Here is a 22,501-nt window from a genome sequence, read left to right as displayed (position 1 = left end):
CTCCGCGTTTACGCTGCCCATATCGGGCACCCCCACGAGGAAACGTCATGTCATATTTGCTTTCGAGATGGCTCGCAGCGCCAGTCGCCGCATTGCGCGCTGGATTGGTGCTTGGACTGGCCGCCAGCACCCTCGCCGCTTGTCGCGACAACGAGCCGCCCAACATCCCGCCGGTGACCCGCAACATCACGCTTGAGACGGTGGAAGACACGCCCCTCAATCTGCGCCTGCCGGCTACCGGCAACGAGGCACTCACTTTCACCATCGTCGACGCACCGGACCACGGCACATTGAGTGATATCAGCGCCAGTGGCTCCGTCACCTTCACCCCCGGCGCCGATTACAATGGCGAAGATGCGCTCATCTTTCGTGCCACCAACCGCCAGGGCCAAAGCGCCCAGGGCACGGTGACCATCACCATCACCCCAGTGAACGACACGCCCACGCTATCCTCGTTGGCCAACCAGACCATCGCCGAGGACAGCTCGACTGGTGACCTGGCCTTCGCCCTGGGTGACGTGGAGACCACCGCCGACGGCCTCACGGTCACCGCGACGTCCTCCAACACCGCCCTGGTGCCCGACGCCCCCACAAACCTGGTCTTCGGAGGCTCCAGCACCAGTCGCACCCTCAAGGTGTTTCCCGTCGCCAACGCCAGCGGTACCACCACCGTCACCCTCTCGGTGAGCGACGGCTCCGCCACCGCCTCCACCACCTTCACGGTCGACGTCACCGCGGTGAATGACCTCCCTACCATTTCCCCCGTGGCCAACCAGAGCATCACTGCTGGCAGCTCGACCGGCGACCTGGCCTTCACCGTGGGCGACGTGGAGACCGCCGCCGACAGCCTCACGGTCACCGCCACGTCCTCCAATACAGACCTGGTGCCCAATGACCCCAGCCATCTCATCCTTGGCGGCTCCGGCTCCAGCCGCATCCTCAACGTCGTCCCTGTCGCCAGCGCCAGCGGCTCCACCACCATCACCCTCTCCGTGAGTGACGGCGCCGCTACCACCTCCACCACCTTCACGGTCGACGTCACCGGTCTTGCGAGTCTCTACTGGATCACGACCGCCGGCTCGCTGTGGAGGGTTGACGTGAACGGCACGAATGCCATTGAGCTCAAGACTGGCATCAGCGGGGCCGGTTTCGTCGCCACCGACCCGGTCACCCGTACCATCTTCTACACGCGCGACAGCGCCATCGTCCGAGCGGCCAGTGATGGGGCGAATCCGGTCGATGTCGTGGCGGACGGAGGCTACCCCAGCGCGCTGGCAGTCGATTCGACGAACCGCAGGCTGTACTGGTCCGATTTCAACGGAGAACGGATCATGCGCGCCGAGCTAGACGGCAGCAATCCAACGCAGGTCGTCGGGGGCATCAATAGCCCGTCTGCCATCGCGTTCGATATCCCGAATGAAAAGATGTATGTAATTACCTATAACAACACCAGTCTCGTGCGATTCAATCTCGATGGTACCAACCTGGAGACCCTCGCTTCAGGCCTGGGCGGCCTGGGGGTGGGCCTGGCGGTCGACCCGAGCGGCGGGAAGGTGTACTACTCGACCCGCGGCAACAGTATCTATGTCTCCGATCTGGACGGCTCCAACGCCACCACCCTGGTGACCAACCAGACCACAGTGCACGGGATTGCCATCGATGCCACGGCCGGGCGGCTGTATTGGGTGGATTGGCTGGGTGGAGTGCTCCGGGGCGCCAATCTGGCCGACGGCAGCGATATCCAGGACGTAAACTCGGGCAGCAGCAGGAACTTGGGTCTGGCCTGGATGCCTGCGCCGTAGCCAGGAGCAGGCGGCACTTCGCATCCAGGGGCTCCAACAGAAGTCAGGCCCATTGACGACGTGAGCGTCCGGCTGGAGGCAAGAGGGTGGTCCCGCGGGTGTGGCTCCCATCCTGATCAAGCTGCGCGCCGCACCTCGGCCCTCTGCGGTGCAAGCGTGAGGTGCATGGCTGCGTCCCACCGTTCGGAGAGCACCAGGGCGCGCAAGTCCAGGATGTGCTGGCCGGACGCCTCCTTCCAGCGGGCGCCGGGGCGCTTCATGCGCAGGGAGACGAGAGACTTGCAGGTGGCCTCCACGTTGCCGCTGCCAATGGGAAGTCCCCGTGCGCGTGCCTCGGCATAGTGCATTCGCTCGCCGTGGTTCTCCAGGTAGGTGAGGGCCTCGTGCACCGGCTGGCAGTCACCGAGGACGACATGCCGCTTGCCGCTGGCGTGCAACGTCATGGCAATGGTCCACGACGCTCCGGGCGTGTTGAGCAGGGACAGCTTCCACTTCTCACGCAGCGCGGAGGCCTTCTCCTCCCCAGCCACCACGCGCGCCGCACTCCCAAGCTTCTCCATCAGGTGCCAGAAGTCCACCAAGCGCGCCGGCTTCTTGGCCGCGGGGGCGTGGGTGGCCAGCGCCTCGTCCAGCAGGGCGTGCAACTCAGGAGCGCCATCGGTGAGGACGACGACGGACAGGCCGCGCCGTCTGGAAACCAGGGCCTGGACGTCGCGGGCCAGGCGCTCGGTCACCTCGCGGGCCTCGCCCCGCGGCATCCGCCCGTAGCGCAGGGTGCCCAGCGCTTCGCCGTGGGCGTCGTGGAAGGTGAGGCAGGCCGCGTAGGCCATGCGCCAGACGACGTCCACCGGGCGCGTGGGGGCGCCCTTGCGAGGGTGGCCCACTGGCCGCCGCTTCGGCTCCTCCATCGGCACGGCCACCCTGTCCATGCTGACGCTCACGCCGCGAGTGCCTCGGGGCACTCTCAGCTCCCGGGCCAGCGCAGCCTCCACCCGAGGCCGCTGGCCGCCATACAGCGCTCCCACCGCATGCCCCACCCGCTCGAAGGAGGCTCGGCAATACGGCAGCACACCCACCTGACGCGCCGTCGCTTCTGCCTCCCGCGAAGTGCCTCGCGCCAGCAGGTACGCCATGGGCACCGCCGCCTCCGGTAACCAGCCGTCAGCCACGCACCCGGCTTGGACGCTGACGGTGTCCACCGTGGGGCCATTGCGCTCGCCCACCCGCCGGTAGAGGCTTCTCTCTATTTCGACGGGCCCTTGCCGCGTCTTGTACGTTGCCGGGTACCGTCCGACTCGCACGTAGGACTGGCCTTCGATGAGGACTCGCGCCGCGTCGAGGTCGAGCCCTCGAAGCAACCTCCGCTTCATCAACCGCTCCGTTTGTTCCGCTCCGGCATTCACCTCCTGCCATGCGGCGTCGAACGCGGCCAGGTCCCCTCTGCTCGCTCCCTCCACCCCTCGGTGGGCGCGCTTCAGCGTCTCCTCCAGCGCCTTGACGCTGTCCTCGAATCCTTCCGGCACTTCGATGGTCACCTTTGGCATCGTTGGATGTCCTCCAGTGGCACAACCCACCAGTGGCCTCGCATGCTGCCGACCATCAGGCCTCCGGTGGTCCCCTTGCCTGTCAGCTCGCTCGCTGCTCAGTGCCAGATCCACACCCGGTCCCGCTCTCTTCATGTACCTTCCTCAGTCCTCTGCGACCCGAACTGCACGGAGTCGAAATCGCGCTCGTCAGCTCACGGCGAGCAGAGGTTCGCGAGGTCGTAGCGCTGCGCCAGGAATGCGCGCGCGCCGCTATTCCGGAAGTTTCGGAGCGTCTGCTCTGCGTGTGGCATCCGGTGGCCTGTCTGGCAGGGGACTGTGTGGAGGTAGGAGGGGGCCAGGTCGGCTGGACTATCGAAGTCGTAGGCGGTCGACGTGCTCGTCATGCGGCACCCTCGGCAGTGCGGCGTGATGACGCCTTCGTCGATAATCCGGTCCTCTTTTTTCGTCTTCCACGCGGGAAGAACGAAGTCGCTCACAGATACGGCAGTGGGGGCCGAAGGGTTCTTCCCGGCGTAAAGCCTGTGGCTACCAGAAATTCGGGTCCAGTGCCCGCGTGCGTCAGCGAACGCGTCATTGCATGCACGGAACTGCGAATGGGGTTCTGAATAGCGCAGGGACCCCACTGCATGCTGGGGCCAGAAGGGGCGGCGAGTGTGCGCGACTGTCTCTGGGGCGTCAGGCGGCTCATGACAGAGCGCGCCAGACTTCTGGCCTGCCTGCTACGGTCGGCAAGAATGGCACGATGCGGGGCTTCGTGAAGGCGCTGGTCGAGACGATGCTCTCGGCCCTGCGGAGCCGTTCGGAGCTGGCGCTGGAGAACCTGGCTCTTCGCCAGCAACTCGCAGTCTTCCGTGAGACGCGCCCGTCCCCGAGGCGAACGCCTTTTCTGGGTTGTTCTCCATCGCCTCTGGCAGGGGTGGTGAAGGCCACTGTGCTTGGTGCAGCCAGCGACGGTGGTGAAGTGGCATCGGATGGGCTTTCGGCTCTTCTGGCGCTGGAAGTCCCGGCGTCGGGCAGGGTGGCCTCGGGCAACTCCGGAACTGCGCGTGTTGATTCGGCGCATGGCCGAAGCCAACCCGACATGGGGTGCCCCACGCATTCACGGGGAGTTGCTGAAGCTGGGGATGGGGTAGGCCAGAAAACGGTCGCTCGGTACATGCCCCAGTCCGGGAAGGGGAGCGCCGAAGCCAGCGCCCTCATGGCAGAGCTTCTTGCGCTTACATCTGGCGGAGTCTGCGGGGATGGACTTCTTTGTCATGCCCACTGCGACGTTTGGAGTGCTGTTGGGATTTGTGGTTGTGAGTCACCGGACAGGCGAATCCTTCACCTCAATGTGACAGCGCACCCGACGGAGGAATGGACGAAGCAGCAGTTGCGAGAGGCCTTTCCCTGGGCCAGCGCTCCGAGGTACTTGCACCGAGATAGGGACAATCTCTATTCCGAGGGCGTTCGAGCCACGCTTGCCCATTTGGGGATTCGCGAGGTGCCGAGTGCTGCACGGTGTCCGTGGCAGAATTCCTATGCGGAGAGAGTCATCGGCTCGATACGTAGGGAACTGCAGGACCATGTCGTCGTCCTGAACGAAGCCCGCGCTCGGCGCCTGCTGCGCGAGTACCAGCGCTACTACAACGCGAGCCGGACGCACCTGTCGCTCGGGAAAGATGCGCCCGAGACGCGTGAGGTGGAGGGCCCGGAGCACGGAGCCGAGGTGATAGAGCTACGTGAAGTCTTCGGGCTCCACCACCGGTACGCGCGCCGCGCTGCGTAGAGTCTCGCTCCTTCCAACAACACCCTCGTAGACGCGCGCGTGCTGCACCAGCCTACCTGCGTTCGCAGGACGGAAGGGGAGTGTCCACACGCAGGCAGAAAGGTGTTGAGGCGTCTGAGCCGGGCGTAATTTCGACCTCAATCAAATGGAAGAGAGGACCCAGCGGCTCGTCACGCGCATCGCTCACGTCATGACGTGCGTTTTGACGCAGCTTTGACGCACGCATGACGCAGCGACCGAATTTTGGGTAGGCACAGGGGCCCTGGACGCCAGGGCTCCCCCGCTGACGGTCGATCCAGGGCTACTTGAAGCTGTTCACCGCCGCCTGCTCGGTGTCGTAGACATCAAAGACGGTGATGAGCTTGGTGATCATTAGTAGATCCTGGACCTTCCGAGAGGGGCTCAGCAGCTTGAGCCTGCCGCCCTCACGGCTCGTGGTTGTATAGGAGCTGACCAACTCACCCAGTCCAGCGCTGTCCAGATAGGTCACCTCGGCGAGGTTGAGCACCAGGTTCTTCCTGCCGTCTTGTATCGCGGTGCGAACGGTCTCGCGCAGGACGGTGTCTCCGGCTCCGATGGTGATCCTCCCGGCGAGTTCGAAGAGGGTCACGTCGCCGGACTGCCGCTCCCTGATGTTCAACTCAGACATGGTTCTTTCTCCTGGGGTGTGGTGGGCACTGCGGGGATGCTGCTTCGACAGGCGAACGACGGTGCCTCCCTCGGGATGGGGCGAGAGCTCGACCGCATCCATGAGTGCGCGCATGAGCAGCACGCCCCGGCCCGAGGGTTTGAGGCGGTGGGCTGGCGCGAGCGCGTCTGGAATCGCGGCGACGTCGAAGCCGGCTCCTTCGTCTCGGACGGAGACTGTCACCCGGTCCGCCAGCGAGACGAGCATCACGTCCACGCGTCGGCTCTCGACGCCTTGGTTCCCGTGTTGGATGGCATTGGCCACGGCCTCCGCCACGGCCAACTCCACGTGCTCGGCGGTCGCGTCCGGGAATCCTGCTTCCCTCAAGAAGACTCGCGTGGCCGCGGTGACGTCATTGATGAAGGTGAGGCGGCTTTCGCCAGACAGCTTCAGGGACATGGGCATCCAGGGCCGTGGACGCGCGGCCTCAAGAAAGCCAAGCCATCGCTTGATATGGAGTACACTCGAAAATCTGCCTTTGCAAGTATGTTTGTTTTTTAGATATTGGGAAACTGACTGGGGGTTATGAACTTTCGCCCCAGGAAGAAGGATGGACGGGAAGCAGCGCCGCACTCGCCTCGACGCACTGTCCAAGGTGGTCTTGTTGCTCCGATGATGCAGCGACCGGGGTTTGGGTAGGCTCAGCCTTCATTGCACTCCGAAGTTGGTGGCGCGCAGGGCCCGGCCCACGACTGCCGGAGGCGCTGTGACCTTCACCCGCTTCCGTCGGGCAAGCTCAGAGTTCCGTGAGGGGCCGCGGCGGAGTACGGGAGGCCCTTGCCACAGCGGCCAGTCCATGAACGGAGAGGGCGTGGATCTGCATGGGGTAGTCAATAGCGAAGGGCCTTGGACCGTACATCTGCAGCGGCCCAGGCCAAGAGCCCCCCGGCTCTTGGAGTTCTGCCAGGTAGTGGATGGCGCGAGTCACGCACAGGTGCTCATTGGGCAGGTAGAAGGTCAGTAACGCTAGCGCCATACCCGTGGCAGCTGCCGAACTCGCCGCCCCTTGGGTGGGAGGCCAACCCCCATCCGGGTTCTGCCGCTCAACGAGCTCCCGTGCAAGATGCCGTGTCGAGTCATGGGTGGGGCCAAGCGCCAGCCCCACCTCGTGAGAGGCATAAGAGTCGATGTTGTACCAGTGCGCACGACAGCCGCCTTCCTGCCGCGCGCGCAGTGCAAGCCACTCCCCTGCGGGGGCCCAGAACGCAGGGACCGTGCCCCATTTTCGCAACGCCATGATGGCATGTGCGACCACGTCCTCGGCGGGTGGGTCGTCCCGGGACTGCCACGTCAGCCACAGCCCCGCTGGGGTCTGCATCCGCTCCAGGTACGCTCGCCCCAGGCCCGACGCGGACGTCCCGGCGTCCGTGCGAGGTAGGGCAAGCATCGCCATCGAGGTGGTGTCAGTATCCGACTCGACCCCTTCCCGGTAGGACCAGCCACCGTCCTCATTCTGAGAGCGAAGGAGGAAGGACCAGGCACGCTCGAACATCGCGGGCTCCAGGTCTTCACACCCCTCCAGCGCTCGGCACAACAGAGCCGTATCCCATACCTCCGCGGGGCTGAAGCACCACACCCCCTCTGTCGTGCGCTCGTGAAGAAGGAAGTCGAGCGCGCGGGCGAAGGCCTCCGAGGTGGGGTCCCACCGGCGCAGCGCCGCGAGCGCCACGAGGGTTGCCCCCATCTGCTCACCGAAGGAGCCCGAGGTCGATTGGGCCTCGCGCAGCGCCTTCAGCGCCTCTACGGTGTCCGCTGACGGCGCTTCATCAGCCAGCAAGAGGAACAGCGCGGCCAGCTCCGCTCCTGACCAACGCTTGAGTCGCACGGTCTGACGGGCGCGGAGCCGCTCCAGCAGCTGGGCCTGGAGTTCCTCGCGAGACGGCCCTCCACGCACGGGTGCGCCCACCGCGAGCGCGAGCGCGAGGAAGAAGTTCCGGCGGTCGCAGAAGACCGGTTCGGAGAAGAGCGGATGGGACACGTCAAGGGTGGCCGTGGGGGCCGTGCTGCCCACCCACCCTTGGAGCCAGCTCTCTATCAGACGAGGCACTTCGTGGTGTTTCTGGACCGGTGCGGCCTGGACCCAGCGACGTGTCGCGCGCAGGTGCGGTCGCAATTCGGGCACGAATGCATCCGCGATCAAGCACGCCAGGGCATTCTCAAGGAACCTTGGCGAGGGGGGGACCCGCCACGCACCATCCGCTGACTGGGCTTGGGCCAGATGTGCACAGGCGCGGCGCAGCACACGCCGCACGTGGTGTTGAAGGCCTTCATTCTTCGGACAGGGGCTCTCCTCTGCGTGACGGGCCCCGTCTGGCATGACCGCGCCTGTTTGTGCCTCGGCACTCTTCCCGTGAGCCTTGATGTTTCCGGTGACGTCGGCGAGGTCGGCGCCGGTGAGGTCGGCGCCGGTGAGGTCGGCGCCGGTGAGGTCGGCGCCGGTGAGGTCGGCGCCGGTGAGTCTGGCGTCACGGAGATTGGTGTCGAGGAGCGAGGCTCTGCTGAAATCAGCGCCGCTGAAGTCGAATCGCGAGAGGTCGAATCCGTCGAATCTGACGCCGGTGAGGTCAGGCCTTATGTCTGGGTTGTCCTTTCTCCATTGGTTCCACATGCTGCGGGCGGTGGGGCCCCCGTCACCAATCTGCTCAACGTGAGAGCGGTCTGCCATGGACGTTTCCTCCTCGAAGTGAACATCGCGTTCATCTGATGAAACTGGCCATACCCAATCGGTACACACCCCGAGTTGGAGCCGTTGGGAGCGCCAGCACTTCCTTGGAAGCGAGGTCCGTACGACTTGATGGGGCGTGCGCCGGCCGTCGCCCCAACTTCCCTCATGTCGTCTTTCTACGAGGCCACCGGCCTTGTCGACGGGTGGGGTGACAAGAGGTGTTGGACCGCGGGAATGAGCGGGCGCAGTCCAAGAGCACGTCACTTCAATGTGTGTCCTCCAGGGGAGGGACCGTCATGGGGGCGGGGTACCAGAATGGGCCCAGGCGGATACCCAGCCCCACCATGGGTCCTTCCTCCCACGCGCGGCGGTGGCTGATGGCCTCTTCCGCCCGCCCCGTCTTGTCGGCGCGCCAGGTGCGCCGCAGGTAGGCATGGTCGTAGAGCACCGTGCGCAGTTCCCGCTCGGTAAGCCGGTAGCCGGGCCGCTGGGTGAAGTAACAGTCCATTGGGCCTTGCAGCAGGGGAGGGACCTGCTCCGGGGACACCATGGGCTTGCCAAAAGCAATCATCAACTGGGCGAGAGGGATGTCCTCGCCGTAGAGTGCACGGATGGCATCCTCGCGGGTGCGGGCTCCGGTGCGAATCACGGCCTGGAGCAACTCGTTCCAGGGGGCCCCCGACTGCGCCACCACCGAGCACCACAGTGTGTGCTTGCCCCGAGGGGTGGCTGCCGCGACCTTCTCGGAAAGAGGCCGTAGCTCATCCGGCAGACTCTCGGCGCCCAGCAACCGCAGGCGCCAGTCCTGGTGCTGGGAGGTGGTGAGCAGCGAGAATTCTTTCACGAACAGTGCCACCCAGTCGAACAGGCGCTCGCGGTAGTGCGGGGTGACCTCAGCGAACTGACTCGGTGTGAGCAAGGGGGTGATGACGTGGCGCACCCCGTGGTGGAAGAACAGCTCCACGCAGGCTTTCATCTGGGCGATGGACCAGTGGGCATAGTCCTCGGAACTCACGTCGATGCCGGCCAGGGCGGCACTGCGGCGAGTGCCTTCCACTACCCAGATGAGCGTGGCGGGCGCTATCCGACGCACTTGCTCGATTGGCGCCGCGAGAAACTGGTCCAAGGACATGGGTTCTGCTGCTGAGATATCGGGTGTCTTGTCAGGCATCGGGCTCCTTCAATCGAGTGCAACGGACCTCATGTGTTCGGAACCGTCGAACGCGCGGCAGTAGGGATAGCGCCTATCTCGGAAGGGGCTCCGGGCGCAAGCCGGGTCCTGAGTCCAGGAGAGAGGTTTTTCTACCCGCATCATCTCCCGGAGGCTGCGCACGGGGGAGGCATGGCCATTGTCATGTGGGTCGAGGGGTAGGCTTTTCCCGTGACTTTGTCGACTCCTCGTTCGTGCGGGAGTCAAAAAAGGGAGCCTCACGGCCCAGCCCGCGAGGGTCAAGTCCCGAATCTTGTATAATTGCTCAGGAGGGGCGGGGAGGAAGGTTCTTTGGCGGTATCATGAATGGGTGTCTGTGTTTGACCTCAGCAGGGGCCTGTCGTGGTAGCGGCGGTCGTCCCAGACTCGGGTGACTTGGCGGGCGACGGAGGTGACGAGGCGCAGCGCACTCACGCGGTCCGGGACGGCGCCGGCAGCGCGGATGCGGCGTTCCACCTTTCCGAGGAGGAGATCAAGGCCCTTGGTGCTGCGCAGGCGCTTGCAGTGGGCCCAGGGGAAGGAGAAGGAGCGGGTGGCCGCGGCGAAGCCTTCGCGTGACACTCCATGGCCTCGGGGACCTGTCGCTCCAGGCCGGCCTGGAGCGCCTCCAGGTGCTTCCTGGCGTCCAGGGGAGAGGGGGCTTCGACGACGTCCGTGGTGTCCTTGCCAAGCCGGCCACGCAGCCTCCACGGCGCCTTGGCGAAGACGTTCCGGGTAGAGTGCACCGTGCAACGCTGGAGCTGGGCCTCGGGCAGTTGCTGCCAGACCGCGGCAGCCAAGCCCGCATGCCCGTCGGCGATGACGAGGCGCATGCCCCTCAAGTCTCGCTCAAACGGTTGGCGAAGCAGCTCCAGCCACGAGTCCACCGACTGGCTGCCCAATATGATTGCCAGCAGGTGTCGGTGCCCATCCTTGCCCTCGCCAAAGGCCACCAGGGCCGAGACGTTCTGCGCTGCGCACCTCTCTCACTCGCTGTGACGCTCTATCCAATCCGAGGGTCCTGAGTTCCAGGCCACGGCGGACCGCCTCGTGCGGCCCATGGAGGCGTCGCTCTTCCAGGCCGGGATGCAGCGACCGGTGCGCGTCCTCCGGGACGGGGAGCGCCAACTGGTGGTGCTTGAGTAGCGCAGGGCTCACTGCAAGCGATGCCCTTGGTGGTCCAGCCCGAGCGCCCTCGATGGGCGCTCGGGAGGCCGACCGTCACGAACCGGAACTGCCGACCTGCACCAGTCCCGGCGCGATGTAGGAAGTGTTCTCCGGGCCGTAGATGCGAAGCACGATGTAGAACGAGCCACTCGCGGGCGAGGGCAACCAATTCGGCATCTCAGCGGCCGATGGGGCGTTGGCCTGGATGTAGATCGTCACGGAGCCGTCGGCGGCGATGCTCAGGTTCGACTGGGTCCCGAGCGAGTAACGATTAATGCTGTTGGGGACCAGGAGTTGATTCTCCCCGTACATGGTCAACGACCAGAAGGATGCAGCAGGGGGAAGCTGGCCGGCGGGGAAAGTCACCGTGTACTGGTTGGTGCCGGCGAGGGGCTTCGAGCTCTCGTCCTGGTAGGCGCGGTAGTAGATCGCCTCCGAGGGCGAGACCGGGTAGATCCCCGCCTGTGCGGTTCTCGACCGGAAGCGGTAGTCGGTCCACCACTTCGTGCCGAAGTAGGGACGGTTCACCTCCGGGAGGTTCCAGCCGTTCTTGACGATGCCATGGTGGGTCATTTCCTTGATGGCATTGCTGGCCTCGAGGATTCCGCGCTGGAGTGCACCGGCTAGTTCCGGATCGAGTGTGGACGGATTGAAGGGCAGGCCGGGCCCCACGCCGATCTGTGCGAAGCTCTCGAGGAGCGGCGCATCCCCGGCCGGCGGGGTCTGGAAGGTCAGCGCCAGGTTGAGGTACTGGAAGAACGCCAGCGTCGTGATGAACGAGGGGGCAATCGGCAGGAAGGGAGTCGCGGGCGCGGGCGCGGGCGCGGGCTGGCCGAGGAACTGGGACAGCGGGACCAGCGTGTATTGGTCCATGAGCGCCTGGGTCGCCGGGATGTCGTTGGTACCCAGGAGCTGGGTGCGTCCGAGCAGGAAGATGTAGCGACTCGGGACGGGGATCACCGTCGCGTTCGGGACGCTGCCTGGCACCATACCGGGGGGCGCAAGCACGTAGTTGCCCGCCGCCGTGCCGGTTGTCAACGAGCCAACGAAGCCAACGTTGTTGGTGCACGCATCGATGATCGTGAAACTATAGTACCGCGGTGGATTTTGGGGCACCGCCGGCACTTGCAGGACGATCGGCTCGGCGCCCAGGTCGAGCCATCCTTGCGAGTACGCCGTGTCGTTGTTGGGAGTGATGACGGTGGTGTCGTTAGGCGTGGTGAGCCGCGCCTTGCCGTAGAATGTATTGAATTGCTGTTGGATGGCGAGAGTGCTCTGCCACAGGATGGAGTAGTTCTCGACCAGCGGGTAACCGTACATGAAGGCGTGGTACGCGATCTTCTGTGCTTCGTCGGGGGGCAGAGGTGTCATGGTATCTTGGACTTGCAGTGGTGGGGTGGGGTGCTGTTAGGGATGAGTCGAGAGGACAATCGAGAACGGATACCGGTCCTCGTCTCGGAGGTCCGGGTCATAGGGGCCCGTGGGCAGGACGGTGACGATGAGCGTCCGCGTCGAGTCCGCAGTGAAGTGCAGGGGCTTCGGACCCGACGAGAGGTCCAGCGTCTCGCCATCAGAGTCGGGCGTCAATCCAGGCACTGCTTGAACGACAAAGCGACGGCGTGCGTCGGCTGGGGCCTCCAGAGACACGTAGAGGGCGTTCGGAGTGCTGGCTCCGGTCCGCAGCGACAAGTAGCTGGTGCCCAGCATCATTGGCGCATCCTCCGTGACACGAAGGGTGCCAGGGGATGCCTCCTGGTCCGCAGCCAGCGCGAGCTTCGCGGCCTTCAGGTTGTCCAAGCCCCCCTGGAAGTGGTGGAAGTGGCGGTCATCGACGTGGTCTCCCGTGTACCAGCGCCAGCGTGAGAATTCAGGGACGGTCTCGACATAGCTGAAGCCCTTGTCCGCAAGCATTGCGTCGAGCGCATCGGCGAAATCTGGCTCGTTGAGCGTTGGGTCGTTCTCTGCCCCTGGTGGATTGCGGGACGCGAGCCACATGCGCGACAAGAACCCGGGGTCGCCGTCGAAGAAGCGGTCCTTCAAGTAGAGCAGGTACAGGGAGGCCCCGTACATGTACCAGGTCTCATACTTGTCATCGCGGTCAAGGGCCCAATCCGGATGGGCCTGGAAGTCATCGAAATAGGTCTTGATGTAGCGGTTCGCATACACCTGGTCCGTGAACACGGCGGACATTTCGAAGGTGATGGGGGATTCGTACCAGTCATCCGCGGCCTGCGAGGCATGCGCCATTTCATGGACGACGGTCTCTTCGAGCTCCGGGCCGCCGTAGGGGCCCCACGGGTCGACGACCATGAAGCCGCGCCGGTCGTCCCATGGGGTGGAGGGGTCACCCGAGAGGACGTTGACCAGACAGCTTCGGTGGCCCTTCCACACGAAGACGTCGAACGCTTCATCAGGGCCGCACTCGCCCTGATCCGTGATGGCGGGACGCATGCCGAGTCGGTTGACATGGTAGTCCCAGCCCTTCTCGACGTACGTTAGGACCTGCTGTGCCGTCTCTCGCTCCACCTCCCTGTAGTAGTGGACAATGACTGGCAGCGTCTCCGAGCGGATGGAATAGGGGAACATCTCGTCGAAGTCCGCCCGCCCGCAGATGGGCGAGCCCTCGGCCAACGGATGGACGTAGTCCGTTGGCTTGTCAGGCGGGTTGGTTGAGCCGCAGCCGGCGATGGCGAGCGCCAGCGCGACGCAATTCAGCCAGAGCAGGGGCTGTCGAACAGGAGGCATCAGGAGGAGGGGGCCAGATGAGTAGGCGGTGGACGCGACGTGAGCGAGCGACATGGCCTGGTCCTTGAGAGGTGAAGCATCTGATGAGGCGTCGGCGGTGACGACCTTGAGTGATTCGCGCTCAAGGCCGTGTTCGGGAGGAGTCCGGGCAGCGCGCCCAGCGCGAGCACCTCCTCAGGCATTGGCGGGCGCCGAGTCCCCAACTGCGTGGACAGGCTGACTCCGCCACGGCCCTTTCCAACGACCCGCCCAGCCCTGACTTTGTCAGGGACTCTTAGAACTGCGGCACTCCGCCCGCAGACCACACGGACACGATTTGCTTGGGAAGAGCCCACATGCTACCGAGGTCGAGTTCGTCGTCCCCGGCATAGCCCTTCTCCAACGCGGTCAAGAGGCTCGTGAATCCGGTGGTGAGCTGCTGCTGCGCGGCCGCGAGCCCACTGCTCTCCGTGGTGGGATAGGTCTTCAGCGGGCCGCCGAACTTCAGCATTGCCTGCACCATCCGGAATCGCGCGAAATGGCTGAACTGATCCTCTAGGTCGTTGGCATCCTCGGGGCGGAGCTCTGAGTCGATGACGGGTCCCAGGTTGCCCTCGCCCTGCCCGACGATGGCCTGGAGCACCTCATTCGCCTGTTTCAGCGCGGTGCGGCTGTCACCGCCGATGGTGCTGCTGAACCTGGTGTAGTCGTCGCTTTTATATTGCGGGTTGGCGAATTCGCTCTTCTGCCGGTGGTCCGCGTCGGGCTGGTAGAGTTCGTTCCAGCGCTGATTGATGCCCTGCTCGATGGCCTTGTAGAACTGACCGATGGAATCGTAGGCATCTTGCGGCCCGTTCGGCGCGCCATCGCTCTTGGGCTCGGGGGTCTCGATGGCGGCCAGGAGGGACATTTGCTCAGGGTCCACCGGCCCGAGCTTCACGGGCTTGTTGACCGCGATCCAGGACGGGAACCTGTCGTACCGCGGCGCCCATTCGCCCATGAACTTCGGCGAGTATCCCTTGGGGGCGAACAGCGCATTGAAGAGGTTGCTGGCCAGCTCAAGGTGTAGCATCTCCTGCACGACGACCGAGTAGATGTTGTTGAAGGCGAGCTGCTCCCGGCTTCGATTGGGGTTCTTCTTTCCGCGAACGGTCACCTGCTGGGGTGGGAGCTGAGCGTTCGTGCCGGGAACCTGCAAGGAATAGGCGGCCGTCAGATAGAGGGGGATGGTCCACAGCTCCAAGTAGACGGCTTTCTGGAGATGCTCGAGGAGGGCCGCGTCGGTCCAGGTTTTGTTTTGCATGGAGAACTCTGAGGTTGATGCGAGGCGCCGTGGATGGATGTGCCGGCGACAAGAGCAATGTTCGCGCCAGGGCTTGCGGAAGAACGGCTCCAGTCATTTCAACTCCTTGCGGTGATGCCAGGCTCCGGGTGCCAGGGGAATCCCGTGTCACTGACACGTCAGTGACGGAGGCTGACGTGTCCGCCAACTTTGCGTTGGGCGTGGTGAGAAGCCTGCGGGCGGCCAGGCCGTGCTCGCCCGCCGCGCTCACAACCAGGCGGAAGTGTTCGCCCCTCGCCTTCGTGCGCGCCTCGCTCACTGGCGGTGACGCACTGCCGAGCGTCGCGTTGAAGCATCCATGACGCAGCAACCCGTCTTGGGGGCGGCACAGGTAGAAGCTCTGCTCGGTCACCCCATGCCGCCGGCAGACCGCCTTCGCCTCGGCTCCGGCATCGACCTTCTACAGCATCCACATGCGCTGCTCTTCCGTTTACCTGCTTGCGTCCCGTACGTTCCCCCAGTGGAGGGCCCACGCGAAATCCGGTCCAGTTTTCGGGAGCATGTCACAGGCTCACAGCTCGACCATGACCCCGGCCGCGATGACAGCCAGGACGAACACCGAAATCGCGGTATAGATGTAGTCGCGCTCGCGCAGGGACATGACCAGCATCAGCGCCACACGCGCGATGGGCAAGATGATGAACAAGGCCACACCGGTTTTCATCACGTCGTAGCCGCTGAGGCTGGGGGCGAGAAAACTCCAGAAGTCATGTGTCGCGCCCAAGGCTATCCCGGCGGTAACGAGCGCTGACGCAAGCCAAGTGCCGTTCCAAAGCAGTCCGGCGATGCTCTGCTCGCACCGACCAAGGCGATTGGTCGTAGGCTTCATGCCGACCCTCCGAGGAACTGAACACCAAGGGCGCTCAGGAGCATTTGAACCGCAAGCAGGGTGAGGATCACCACGAAGGAGATGCGAAGTTTCTCAGCGGGCAGCCTCATCAGCAAACGCGCCCCGACGAGCGCCCCGACGACTGAGCCAAGTGCGACAGGCCCCGCAATGCCGATGTCGATATCGCCTCGCACGAAGTAGGCGCCAGCGCTCGCTGCGGCCGTCACGCCGATCATGAAGTTCGATGTGGCAGACGAGACCTTGATGGGCAGCCGCAAGGCGGTATCCATGGCAGGGATCTTGAGCACGCCGGAGCCGATACCGAGCAGCGCCGAGATCACGCCAGCCCCGTACATCAGAGCCAGGCTGATCGGCACGTGACCAACCTGATAAGGCACGTCGCGGCCCGATGCATGGTCGGGAAAGCTCGAATGCAGGCGTAGCACCGTGGCCAGACTCTTCACGTTTGGCCCGCTGGTGTCGGCCGCTTCCACTTCGCGCCGCCGCGCTAGCATCTGCTTTGCGGATAGCGTCAAAATAAAAGCAAACAGGCCGTACAGAAACGAATTCGAGACGATGCCGATCAGGAACACGCCTGTCAGCGCGCCGAGTGTGGTGGCTGTCTCAAGGACGATCGCAAGCCGGATATTGGTCAGGCGCCTCTTCAGGAGCGGCGCAGCGCTGCCGCACGAACAGGCAATCACCGAGATGATGCTCGCGCCGATCGCTACGTGAATGTCTATGTTGAAGAACAGCGTGAGGATTGGCACGATGAAGATGCCGCTGGCCATGCCAAGCACGCCGCCGAGGGCACTCGCGCCAAAGGCGGCCGCGAACAGCCAGAAGACCATCGTGGGGTTCATTGACGTGTCTCCGGCTCATGACCGCGCGCGTGGACGCCGGGACAAGCGAGTGATGAACCTGATGAGGTCGCCGCGATAGTGGAGCCTTTCGTAGTCGATGGGGCGAGACCCTTCGCTATATGACGTGCGCTCGATCAGGAAGACCGGGTTACCGGGCTCCACGGCGAGGGCCTGCGCAACGGTCGGTGTGGCTGTGATGGCTTCTAGCCGGTATTCGGCCTCAATCAGTGGCAGGTGGTATCGTTCTTCGAGCAGTGCGAATATTGGCTCGGTTTCTAGATCGTGGGTGACGATCTTCTCCCCTATCTCGCGCGGCAGGTAGGTTTCATCGAAGGACATGGCCATGCCGTCGGCGAGCCGCACGCGTTGGATGCGCATGACGAGGCTGCCGGGCGACACGACGAGTTGCCGGGCAACGTCAGCATCGGCTGGGACGAGCTGACTATCCAGGAGCCGAGCGGTCGGGGTGCGGCCGAGTGCCTGCATGTCCTCGACGAAGCCAGTCAGCTCGGTCAGTTCTTGGATGATCTTGGGCTGCGCGACGAAGGTACCGATGCCGCGCCGGATCTCTACCAAGCCACGAGCCACGAGGTTCTCTATCGCTTTTCGGACTGTCGTTCGGCTAACGCCGAACCGCTCAATCAAGCGGTCTTCCGTGGGAAGTTGGCTGCGAGGAGGGAGGACCCCAGCTGCGATTTCAGAAGCAAGCGTCAATTCGACTTTCGCATAAAGCGGGTTGGATTCACGCGTGGCACCCATCATGACATCACGACATCATGATGTCGTGATGTCAAGGTCCCTCTCAAGCGAGAAGAATCCCTGATGTGCAGGGTCACTCCCTGATTCACGACTCGGCGAGTCCTTCTCGGATTTACCCTGCGTGCGTTGGCTGGAGTTGAGCGGGGACCAGAGGGGCGGCTCAGGGCGTGCTTCCGCATGACGGAGCGTCGGCGCCTGCGCGACCGGTGCCAGGCGGTGCTGATAACGGCCCGAGGCCGTCATCAGCAGCAGATTGCCAAGGACCTGGGGCCGGACGCCGCGCAATATCTCTGGCCGCTGCGGCCGGTTGTCTTACGCCTGCGCGCAGAGGAAGGGGCAAGGGCGCGGAGCCGTTCGGGTTTTGATGAAGCCAGGGCTGTGCCCCAGGGGGAAGAGACGGGGCACGGCGAACGATTACTGCCTCGCGCGCCTCGCTCACGGGAGTGACGCCCTACCGAATGCGACGGCGGCGCACCCGTGACGCAACGCCTGAAGTTTGGGTAGGCACAGGCACACGAATCAACGCCACCATGCCCGCATTTCAGGTGTGTCAATTGACGTGGCTGACGTGTCAACGGACGCGACGGACACGTCACCGCGAAGGGCCAGGCCACTTGCGTGTCGCCTCTCCTCTGGAGTGCGCGCGGTGCGCGGCTTGCAATGCTGGAGGGACCACCTCACCCAGGAGCTCCATCATGAACATCCAGCACTACCGCGCTTTCGAGCACGTCCTCATCATCATGCTCGAAAACCAGTACCGCAGTTACGTGATGCAGAACCCCTACTTCAAGAAGCTGGCACGGCAGGGCATCTGCCTGCGCAATTCCTTTGGCGTCATGCATCCCTCGCAGACCAACTACATCACGTCGATTGCCGGGGAGCTCTGCAACGTCGCAGACGATGACCAGCCCGAGCCACTTCCTCAGCGGACCATCGTCGACCTCATCGAGGAGTCACCGCGGGGACTGACGTGGAAGGCGTACATGCAGAGCTACGACCCGCAGAAAACGCCCTGGTCGCCCACGCTCAAGCCGAAGGATCAGCGCCCCTACGTCATCAGGCACAACCCGTTCTCATCCTTCAAGAACATCCAAGAGAGCAGCGCCCGCTGGGAGCGAATCCAGGATGAGGATGCATTCTGGATGGATATCAAGAACGGCACTCTGCCGAACTACGCCTGGTTCACTCCCAACATTTGGAATGACGGCCACTATCTCACCGGTAAGTTCCATGAGCCGGAGGAGCGTGCGCCCACGCTCGTCGACCAGGCCGCGGAGTGGCTCGAGTCGTTCCTGGGGAAGCTGGGCTTCCCGGGACCGGACTCACTTCTGCCGCCACGAACGCTCGTGGTGATTACCTTCGACGAGGCGGACTTCAAGAAGTCCTACGTGGGGGGCTCGGAACTCATGACTTATGACGGGCCCAACCAGATCTACACCGTGCTGCTGGGCGACATGATTCAACCCGGCGAGCAGGCCGAGGGCTACAACCACTACAGCCTGCTGCGTACCATTGAGGAGAACTTCCAGTTGGGCTCGCTGGGAAAGAATGACGCCTCTTCCAACTGGTTCCAGTTCCTCTGGGGCAGGCAGTTCCGGTGGGAGGATGTGCCGCCCACTCCGGTCTCCGAGGCGGCGAACTTCGTGCTCGCGGAGTTCGCGGGGGCGCTCCATCTCGTGTACGCGACGAGGCAAGGTGAACTCCGCGTTCGCACGTTGGAGTCCTCGGTCTGGTCGGAGGAGCGCTCGCTCGGAGTTTCGGGGAGTGGGCCCATGGCCCTCTCGGCCACGACGGACCAATTGGTGCTCGTCTACGAGACGCGTGATGGCACGCTCAACGCTCTTTCGTATGCGGTTGGCAACGGGTGGTCCTCCGCGCCCACTCAGGTCGCCACCGGCGCGCGCGGTGCGCTGTCCCTCGTCGCCTTCGCGGACGGGCAGCGCCTCATGCTGGCCTATCGGACGGAGGAGGGCGCGATCCAGTCGCGCATCCACCAGCGCGGGGCGTGGGAAGGGGAGGCGCAGGTCCCAGGCGCCTTCACCGAGGGGCCCATGACGTTGGGCTCGCTGGGGGCCTCGCTCTACCTCATCTACAGGCCGACGGGCGGCACCCATATGTCCGTGGTCTCGTACAACACCGCTCCGTTCAACGTGGTCATCCCGCCTGCCGACAGCAAGCTTTCCGTGGGGGATGGAATCACGACGCGAGACACGTGGTCTCCCAGTCAGTTCCCGGTCGCCGCCTTCACCCGTCAACCCCTCGCGGACAGTGATGGAGAGCCAGAGCCCTGGAACAGGCCCTACACGGCGGGGAGTCCCCTCGCCACGGCGGAACTCGCGGGAGTGCTCCACCTGGTGCACCCGGTGGGCTCTCAACTTCCGCTCATGACGGAGACCTTTTCTATCAGTGGCCTCATGACGCCTGCCAAGCCCGTGGCCTACGGCACGAAGGACGTTGCGTCCTTCAACGATGGTTTTGGCACCCTTGCACAGGCGGGTTGGAGTCCGCAGTCGCCCATCCTCGGGGCCCATGGCGCGCCCGGTGGAGGACTCGGCATGGCGCGGGTGGGCGATGCGCTCGTGCTCGCGTTCCAGCCCGAGGCAGGCGGGAGAGTCCACCTCCGCGAGGGCCGATACCTTTCGCTTCCGGATTGAGGCCGGACGTCGAGGCGTTCATCGTGGCCTCCTGAAGATCGAGACGCCATCGGGCCCGGTGGGAGCGCGGTTTCTCCTGCAAGCGCGCATGCGCCGCTGAAACGCAGCGGCGCGGGGCTCACTGCCGTCGTCGCAGGTGCTGGTCCAGGAAGGAGAGGATTCTCACGGGGGCTCCTTTTCGCTCTTCGTACTGACGAAGGAGTCGATGGGCACGCCGTTCTTCCGGACCGTCTCGACGAGCGCGTCCGTTCTGTCCTTGGGAACGCGCGGATCGTTGACGCCTTGGATGACGAGCAGGGGCTTGCGAATCTTCTCCGCGTGGAACAGCGGGAAGATTTCTCGAAGCATCGCTTCCCGCGTCTGTGGTGTAGCCCTCTGCTGTACCGCGAAGCAAAATCTCTTGGGATTCAGGGGCTTAAGCACGAAGGCCCCGCGATATTCATCGCGAGGCCCGTGTTAAACAAAAGGGCCCTGCCGGTTGGCAGGGCCCTTCGTTCAGCTCCCCGAATGAAGCCCTGCGCGAACTCGTTCTCTGCGCTGCGGCAGAGAATCTCGAACCGATCTTCGAGAAAATAACGAGTCACAACAGGGGCTTATTGGCATGGTCCAGGCAGCGACTGCCAATCGTGGCCCGATTGGTTCGCCGCGAACTTCGCGCAGCCACTGAATTTCGGGTAGGCACAGCCCTCGATGGGCGCTCGGGAGGACGACCGTCACGAGTTGGAGCTGTCGACCTGCACCAGACCGGGCGGAATGTAGGACGTAGTCTCCGGGCCGTAGATACGAAGCACGATATAGAACGAGCCACTGGGCGGCGAGGGCAACCAGTTTGGCATCTTGGGGCCGGCGGGGGCGTTGGCCTGGACGTAGATCGTCACGGAGCCGTCGGCTGCGACGGTCAGGTTCGACTGAGTCCCGAGGGAGTAGCGATCAATGCTGTTGGGGACCAGGAATTGATTCGCCCCGTACATGGTCAACGACCAGAAGGCCGAGGCAGGGGGAAGCTGGCCCGCGGGGAAAGTCACCGTGTACCGATTGGCGCCGTCGAGGGGCTTCGAGTGGGTGTCCTGGTAGGCGCGGTAATAGAGCGCCTCTGAGGGCGAGTTCGCGTAGATCCCTGCACGTGCGATCATCGAACGGAAGTCGTAGTCGGTCCACCAGTCCGTGCCGAAGTAGGGGAGGTTCACCTCCGGCATGTTCCAGCCATTCTCGACGGCGCCCTCCTTGGTCTTGTGTGTGATGGCATTGCTGGCCTCGAGGATGCCGCGCTGGAGCGCACCGGCCAACTCCGGATCAAGCGTAGAGGGATTGAAGGGCAGGCCGGGCCCCACGCCAATCCGTGCGAAGCGCTCGAGGAGCGGTGCATCTCCGGCGGGCGGGGTCTGGAAGGTCAGCGCCAGGTTGAGGTACTCGAAGAACGCCAGCGTTGTGACGAATGAGGAGGCGGCCGGCAGGAATGGAGTTGCGGGCGCAGGCGCGGGCGCGGGCTGGCCGAGGAACTGGGACAGCGGGACCAGCGCGTACTGGTCCATGATTGCCTGAGCTGCCGGGATGTCGCTGGGCCCCAGGATTTGCGTGCGCCCGAGCAGGAAGATGTAGCGACCCGGGACGGCGATCACCGTCGCGTTCGGGACGTTGCTGGGCACCATGCCGGGGGGCGCAAGGACGTAGTTGCCCGCCGCCGTGCCGGTTGTCAACGAGCCAACATAGTCAACGTTGTTGGTGCACGCATCGATGATCTGGAAACTGTAATATCGCGGTGGATTTTGGGGGACCGCCGGCACCTGTAGCACTATTGGCTCGGCGCCCAGGTCGAGCCATCCCTGAGAGTACGCCGTGTCGTTGTTGGGAGTGATGACGGTGGTATCGCTGGGACCGTAGAGCTGCGCCTTGCCGTAGAATGTATTGAATTGCTGTTGGACGGCGAGAGTGCTCTGCCACAGGATGGAGTAGTTCTCGGCCAGCGGGTAACCGTACATGAAGGCTTGGTACGCAATCGCCTGGGCTTCTTTGGGGTGCAGAGGTGTCACGGTAGTTTGGACTCGCAGTGGAGGGGTGGGGGGCTGTTGCCGACAGCCCCAGGCTCAAACCTGCCAGCGACGTCGATACGCCGCCTGCTTTGGCAGGGCATCCTCGCAGTCCGCAAGTCAAGGAACAAGGGCAGAACAGACGGTCATGTCCCGAACCTTGTGTAGTTGGCCAGGAGGGGATTGGGGAGGAAGGCTCCTTGGCGGCATGATGCAGAGGCGTCTGGGTTGACTTCAGCTAGGCCACGTCAAGGTATCTGCGGTCATCCCAGACACCGGTGACTTCAAGAGCGACGGCGGTGAATAGGCGCAGAGCGCTGTCGCGGTCTGGGAACGCCCCGACACCACGGATGCCGCGCTTCACCTCGCCGCGGAGGCGCTCCATGCCGTTGGTGCTGCGCAGGTGCTTCCGTGGCCGTGGGGAAGGAGAAGAAGCAGGTGGCGGTGGCGAAGCCCTGCCGCAGGCGCTGCATCGCC

The 22,501-nt window shown here is 64.2% G+C and carries 16 protein-coding genes and 2 pseudogenes; 3 read left to right on the top strand and 15 right to left on the bottom strand.

Features of this window, described 5'->3' with window-relative positions; translation table 11 throughout:
* The first annotated feature begins 47 nt into the window (after positions 1-47).
* Positions 48-1,802, top strand: coding sequence for an Ig-like domain-containing protein (locus OZ403_RS32380; protein WP_268782562.1), 1,755 nt, complete (start codon positions 48-50; stop codon positions 1,800-1,802).
* Between the two features lie 116 nt (positions 1,803-1,918).
* Here OZ403_RS32380 and OZ403_RS32375 read toward each other — a convergent pair whose 3' ends face one another.
* Entirely contained in the window at positions 1,919-3,346 is a 1,428-nt protein-coding gene (locus tag OZ403_RS32375) for an ISKra4 family transposase (protein WP_140795588.1), read from the bottom strand.
* A gap of 1,486 nt (positions 3,347-4,832) precedes the next feature.
* Between OZ403_RS32375 and OZ403_RS32370 the strand changes: the two genes are divergently transcribed.
* Complete coding sequence (locus OZ403_RS32370; protein WP_268782561.1) at positions 4,833-5,117, top strand: integrase core domain-containing protein; 285 nt, start codon at positions 4,833-4,835, stop codon at positions 5,115-5,117.
* A gap of 301 nt (positions 5,118-5,418) precedes the next feature.
* Here the strand turns inward: OZ403_RS32370 and OZ403_RS32365 are convergent, their stop codons facing one another.
* The 11 genes and pseudogenes from OZ403_RS32365 to OZ403_RS32315 all read right to left on the bottom strand — a co-directional run bounded on the left by OZ403_RS32365 (position 5,419) and on the right by OZ403_RS32315 (position 17,346).
* Complete coding sequence (locus OZ403_RS32365) at positions 5,419-6,204, bottom strand: anti-sigma factor antagonist (RefSeq protein ID WP_268782560.1); 786 nt, start codon at positions 6,202-6,204, stop codon at positions 5,419-5,421.
* Positions 6,205-6,541: 337 nt separating this feature from the next.
* Positions 6,542-7,927, bottom strand: a complete 1,386-nt coding sequence (locus OZ403_RS32360) for a prenyltransferase/squalene oxidase repeat-containing protein (RefSeq protein ID WP_268784921.1) — start codon at positions 7,925-7,927, stop codon at positions 6,542-6,544.
* A 303-nt stretch (positions 7,928-8,230) separates the two neighbouring features.
* Positions 8,231-8,413: pseudogene (locus OZ403_RS39845) on the bottom strand (pentapeptide repeat-containing protein); the annotation flags it as partial.
* A gap of 322 nt (positions 8,414-8,735) precedes the next feature.
* Positions 8,736-9,602, bottom strand: coding sequence for a hypothetical protein (locus OZ403_RS32350; protein WP_268782559.1), 867 nt, complete (start codon positions 9,600-9,602; stop codon positions 8,736-8,738).
* 378 nt (positions 9,603-9,980) lie between these two features.
* A pseudogene (locus tag OZ403_RS32345) lies at positions 9,981-10,630 on the bottom strand (transposase); the annotation flags it as partial.
* A 250-nt stretch (positions 10,631-10,880) separates the two neighbouring features.
* On the bottom strand, positions 10,881-12,197 hold the full coding sequence (locus tag OZ403_RS32340; protein WP_140799861.1) for a DUF1254 domain-containing protein: 1,317 nt from the start codon (positions 12,195-12,197) through the stop codon (positions 10,881-10,883).
* A gap of 36 nt (positions 12,198-12,233) precedes the next feature.
* Complete coding sequence (locus OZ403_RS32335) at positions 12,234-13,625, bottom strand: hypothetical protein (protein ID WP_328285475.1); 1,392 nt, start codon at positions 13,623-13,625, stop codon at positions 12,234-12,236.
* A gap of 220 nt (positions 13,626-13,845) precedes the next feature.
* On the bottom strand, positions 13,846-14,853 hold the full coding sequence (locus OZ403_RS32330; protein WP_268782558.1) for a ferritin-like domain-containing protein: 1,008 nt from the start codon (positions 14,851-14,853) through the stop codon (positions 13,846-13,848).
* A gap of 550 nt (positions 14,854-15,403) precedes the next feature.
* Complete coding sequence (locus OZ403_RS32325) at positions 15,404-15,721, bottom strand: DUF1634 domain-containing protein (RefSeq protein ID WP_140799859.1); 318 nt, start codon at positions 15,719-15,721, stop codon at positions 15,404-15,406.
* Positions 15,718-16,584, bottom strand: coding sequence for a sulfite exporter TauE/SafE family protein (locus OZ403_RS32320; protein ID WP_268782557.1), 867 nt, complete (start codon positions 16,582-16,584; stop codon positions 15,718-15,720). The genes OZ403_RS32325 and OZ403_RS32320 overlap by 4 nt, the downstream gene beginning before the upstream one ends.
* A 15-nt stretch (positions 16,585-16,599) precedes the next feature.
* The gene (locus tag OZ403_RS32315) at positions 16,600-17,346 is read right to left on the bottom strand and encodes a GntR family transcriptional regulator (protein ID WP_237077620.1); all 747 of its coding nucleotides are present in this window, start codon (positions 17,344-17,346) and stop codon (positions 16,600-16,602) included.
* 692 nt (positions 17,347-18,038) lie between these two features.
* Here OZ403_RS32315 and OZ403_RS32310 point away from each other — a divergent pair.
* Complete coding sequence (locus OZ403_RS32310; RefSeq protein WP_268782556.1) at positions 18,039-19,997, top strand: alkaline phosphatase family protein; 1,959 nt, start codon at positions 18,039-18,041, stop codon at positions 19,995-19,997.
* Between the two features lie 162 nt (positions 19,998-20,159).
* Here the strand turns inward: OZ403_RS32310 and OZ403_RS32305 are convergent, their stop codons facing one another.
* From OZ403_RS32305 to OZ403_RS32295, 3 genes are all read right to left on the bottom strand, one after another.
* Entirely contained in the window at positions 20,160-20,345 is a 186-nt protein-coding gene (locus tag OZ403_RS32305; RefSeq protein ID WP_140795103.1) for an alpha/beta hydrolase family protein, read from the bottom strand.
* 365 nt (positions 20,346-20,710) lie between these two features.
* Complete coding sequence (locus tag OZ403_RS32300; RefSeq protein ID WP_237081537.1) at positions 20,711-22,027, bottom strand: DUF1254 domain-containing protein; 1,317 nt, start codon at positions 22,025-22,027, stop codon at positions 20,711-20,713.
* A 235-nt stretch (positions 22,028-22,262) separates the two neighbouring features.
* Positions 22,263-22,409, bottom strand: coding sequence for a transposase (locus tag OZ403_RS32295; protein ID WP_442929653.1), 147 nt, complete (start codon positions 22,407-22,409; stop codon positions 22,263-22,265).
* Between the last annotated feature and the right edge of the window lie 92 nt (positions 22,410-22,501).

The organism is Myxococcus sp. NMCA1 (genome assembly GCF_026810205.1).
Taxonomy (GTDB): domain Bacteria; phylum Myxococcota; class Myxococcia; order Myxococcales; family Myxococcaceae; genus Myxococcus; species Myxococcus xanthus_A.
The sequence above is the reverse complement of the archived record's forward strand: the minus strand, read 5'-3'. Positions and strand labels throughout refer to the sequence as shown.

What these genes read in the sequence shown, in the direction of transcription:
- OZ403_RS32380 (WP_268782562.1), top strand. Translation starts at nt 48, where the DNA reads ATGTCATATTTGCTTTCGAGATGGCTCGCAGCGCCAGTCGCCGCATTG.
- OZ403_RS32375 (WP_140795588.1), bottom strand. Translation starts at nt 3,346, where the DNA reads ATGCCAAAGGTGACCATCGAAGTGCCGGAAGGATTCGAGGACAGCGTC.
- OZ403_RS32365 (WP_268782560.1), bottom strand. Translation starts at nt 6,204, where the DNA reads ATGTCCCTGAAGCTGTCTGGCGAAAGCCGCCTCACCTTCATCAATGAC.
- OZ403_RS32350 (WP_268782559.1), bottom strand. Translation starts at nt 9,602, where the DNA reads ATGTCCTTGGACCAGTTTCTCGCGGCGCCAATCGAGCAAGTGCGTCGG.
- OZ403_RS32340 (WP_140799861.1), bottom strand. Translation starts at nt 12,197, where the DNA reads ATGACACCTCTGCCCCCCGACGAAGCACAGAAGATCGCGTACCACGCC.
- OZ403_RS32335 (WP_328285475.1), bottom strand. Translation starts at nt 13,625, where the DNA reads ATGTCGCTCGCTCACGTCGCGTCCACCGCCTACTCATCTGGCCCCCTC.
- OZ403_RS32330 (WP_268782558.1), bottom strand. Translation starts at nt 14,853, where the DNA reads ATGCAAAACAAAACCTGGACCGACGCGGCCCTCCTCGAGCATCTCCAG.
- OZ403_RS32325 (WP_140799859.1), bottom strand. Translation starts at nt 15,721, where the DNA reads ATGAAGCCTACGACCAATCGCCTTGGTCGGTGCGAGCAGAGCATCGCC.
- OZ403_RS32320 (WP_268782557.1), bottom strand. Translation starts at nt 16,584, where the DNA reads ATGAACCCCACGATGGTCTTCTGGCTGTTCGCGGCCGCCTTTGGCGCG.
- OZ403_RS32315 (WP_237077620.1), bottom strand. Translation starts at nt 17,346, where the DNA reads ATGATGGGTGCCACGCGTGAATCCAACCCGCTTTATGCGAAAGTCGAA.
- OZ403_RS32310 (WP_268782556.1), top strand. Translation starts at nt 18,039, where the DNA reads ATGAACATCCAGCACTACCGCGCTTTCGAGCACGTCCTCATCATCATG.
- OZ403_RS32305 (WP_140795103.1), bottom strand. Translation starts at nt 20,345, where the DNA reads ATGCTTCGAGAAATCTTCCCGCTGTTCCACGCGGAGAAGATTCGCAAG.
- OZ403_RS32295 (WP_442929653.1), bottom strand. Translation starts at nt 22,409, where the DNA reads ATGGAGCGCCTCCGCGGCGAGGTGAAGCGCGGCATCCGTGGTGTCGGG.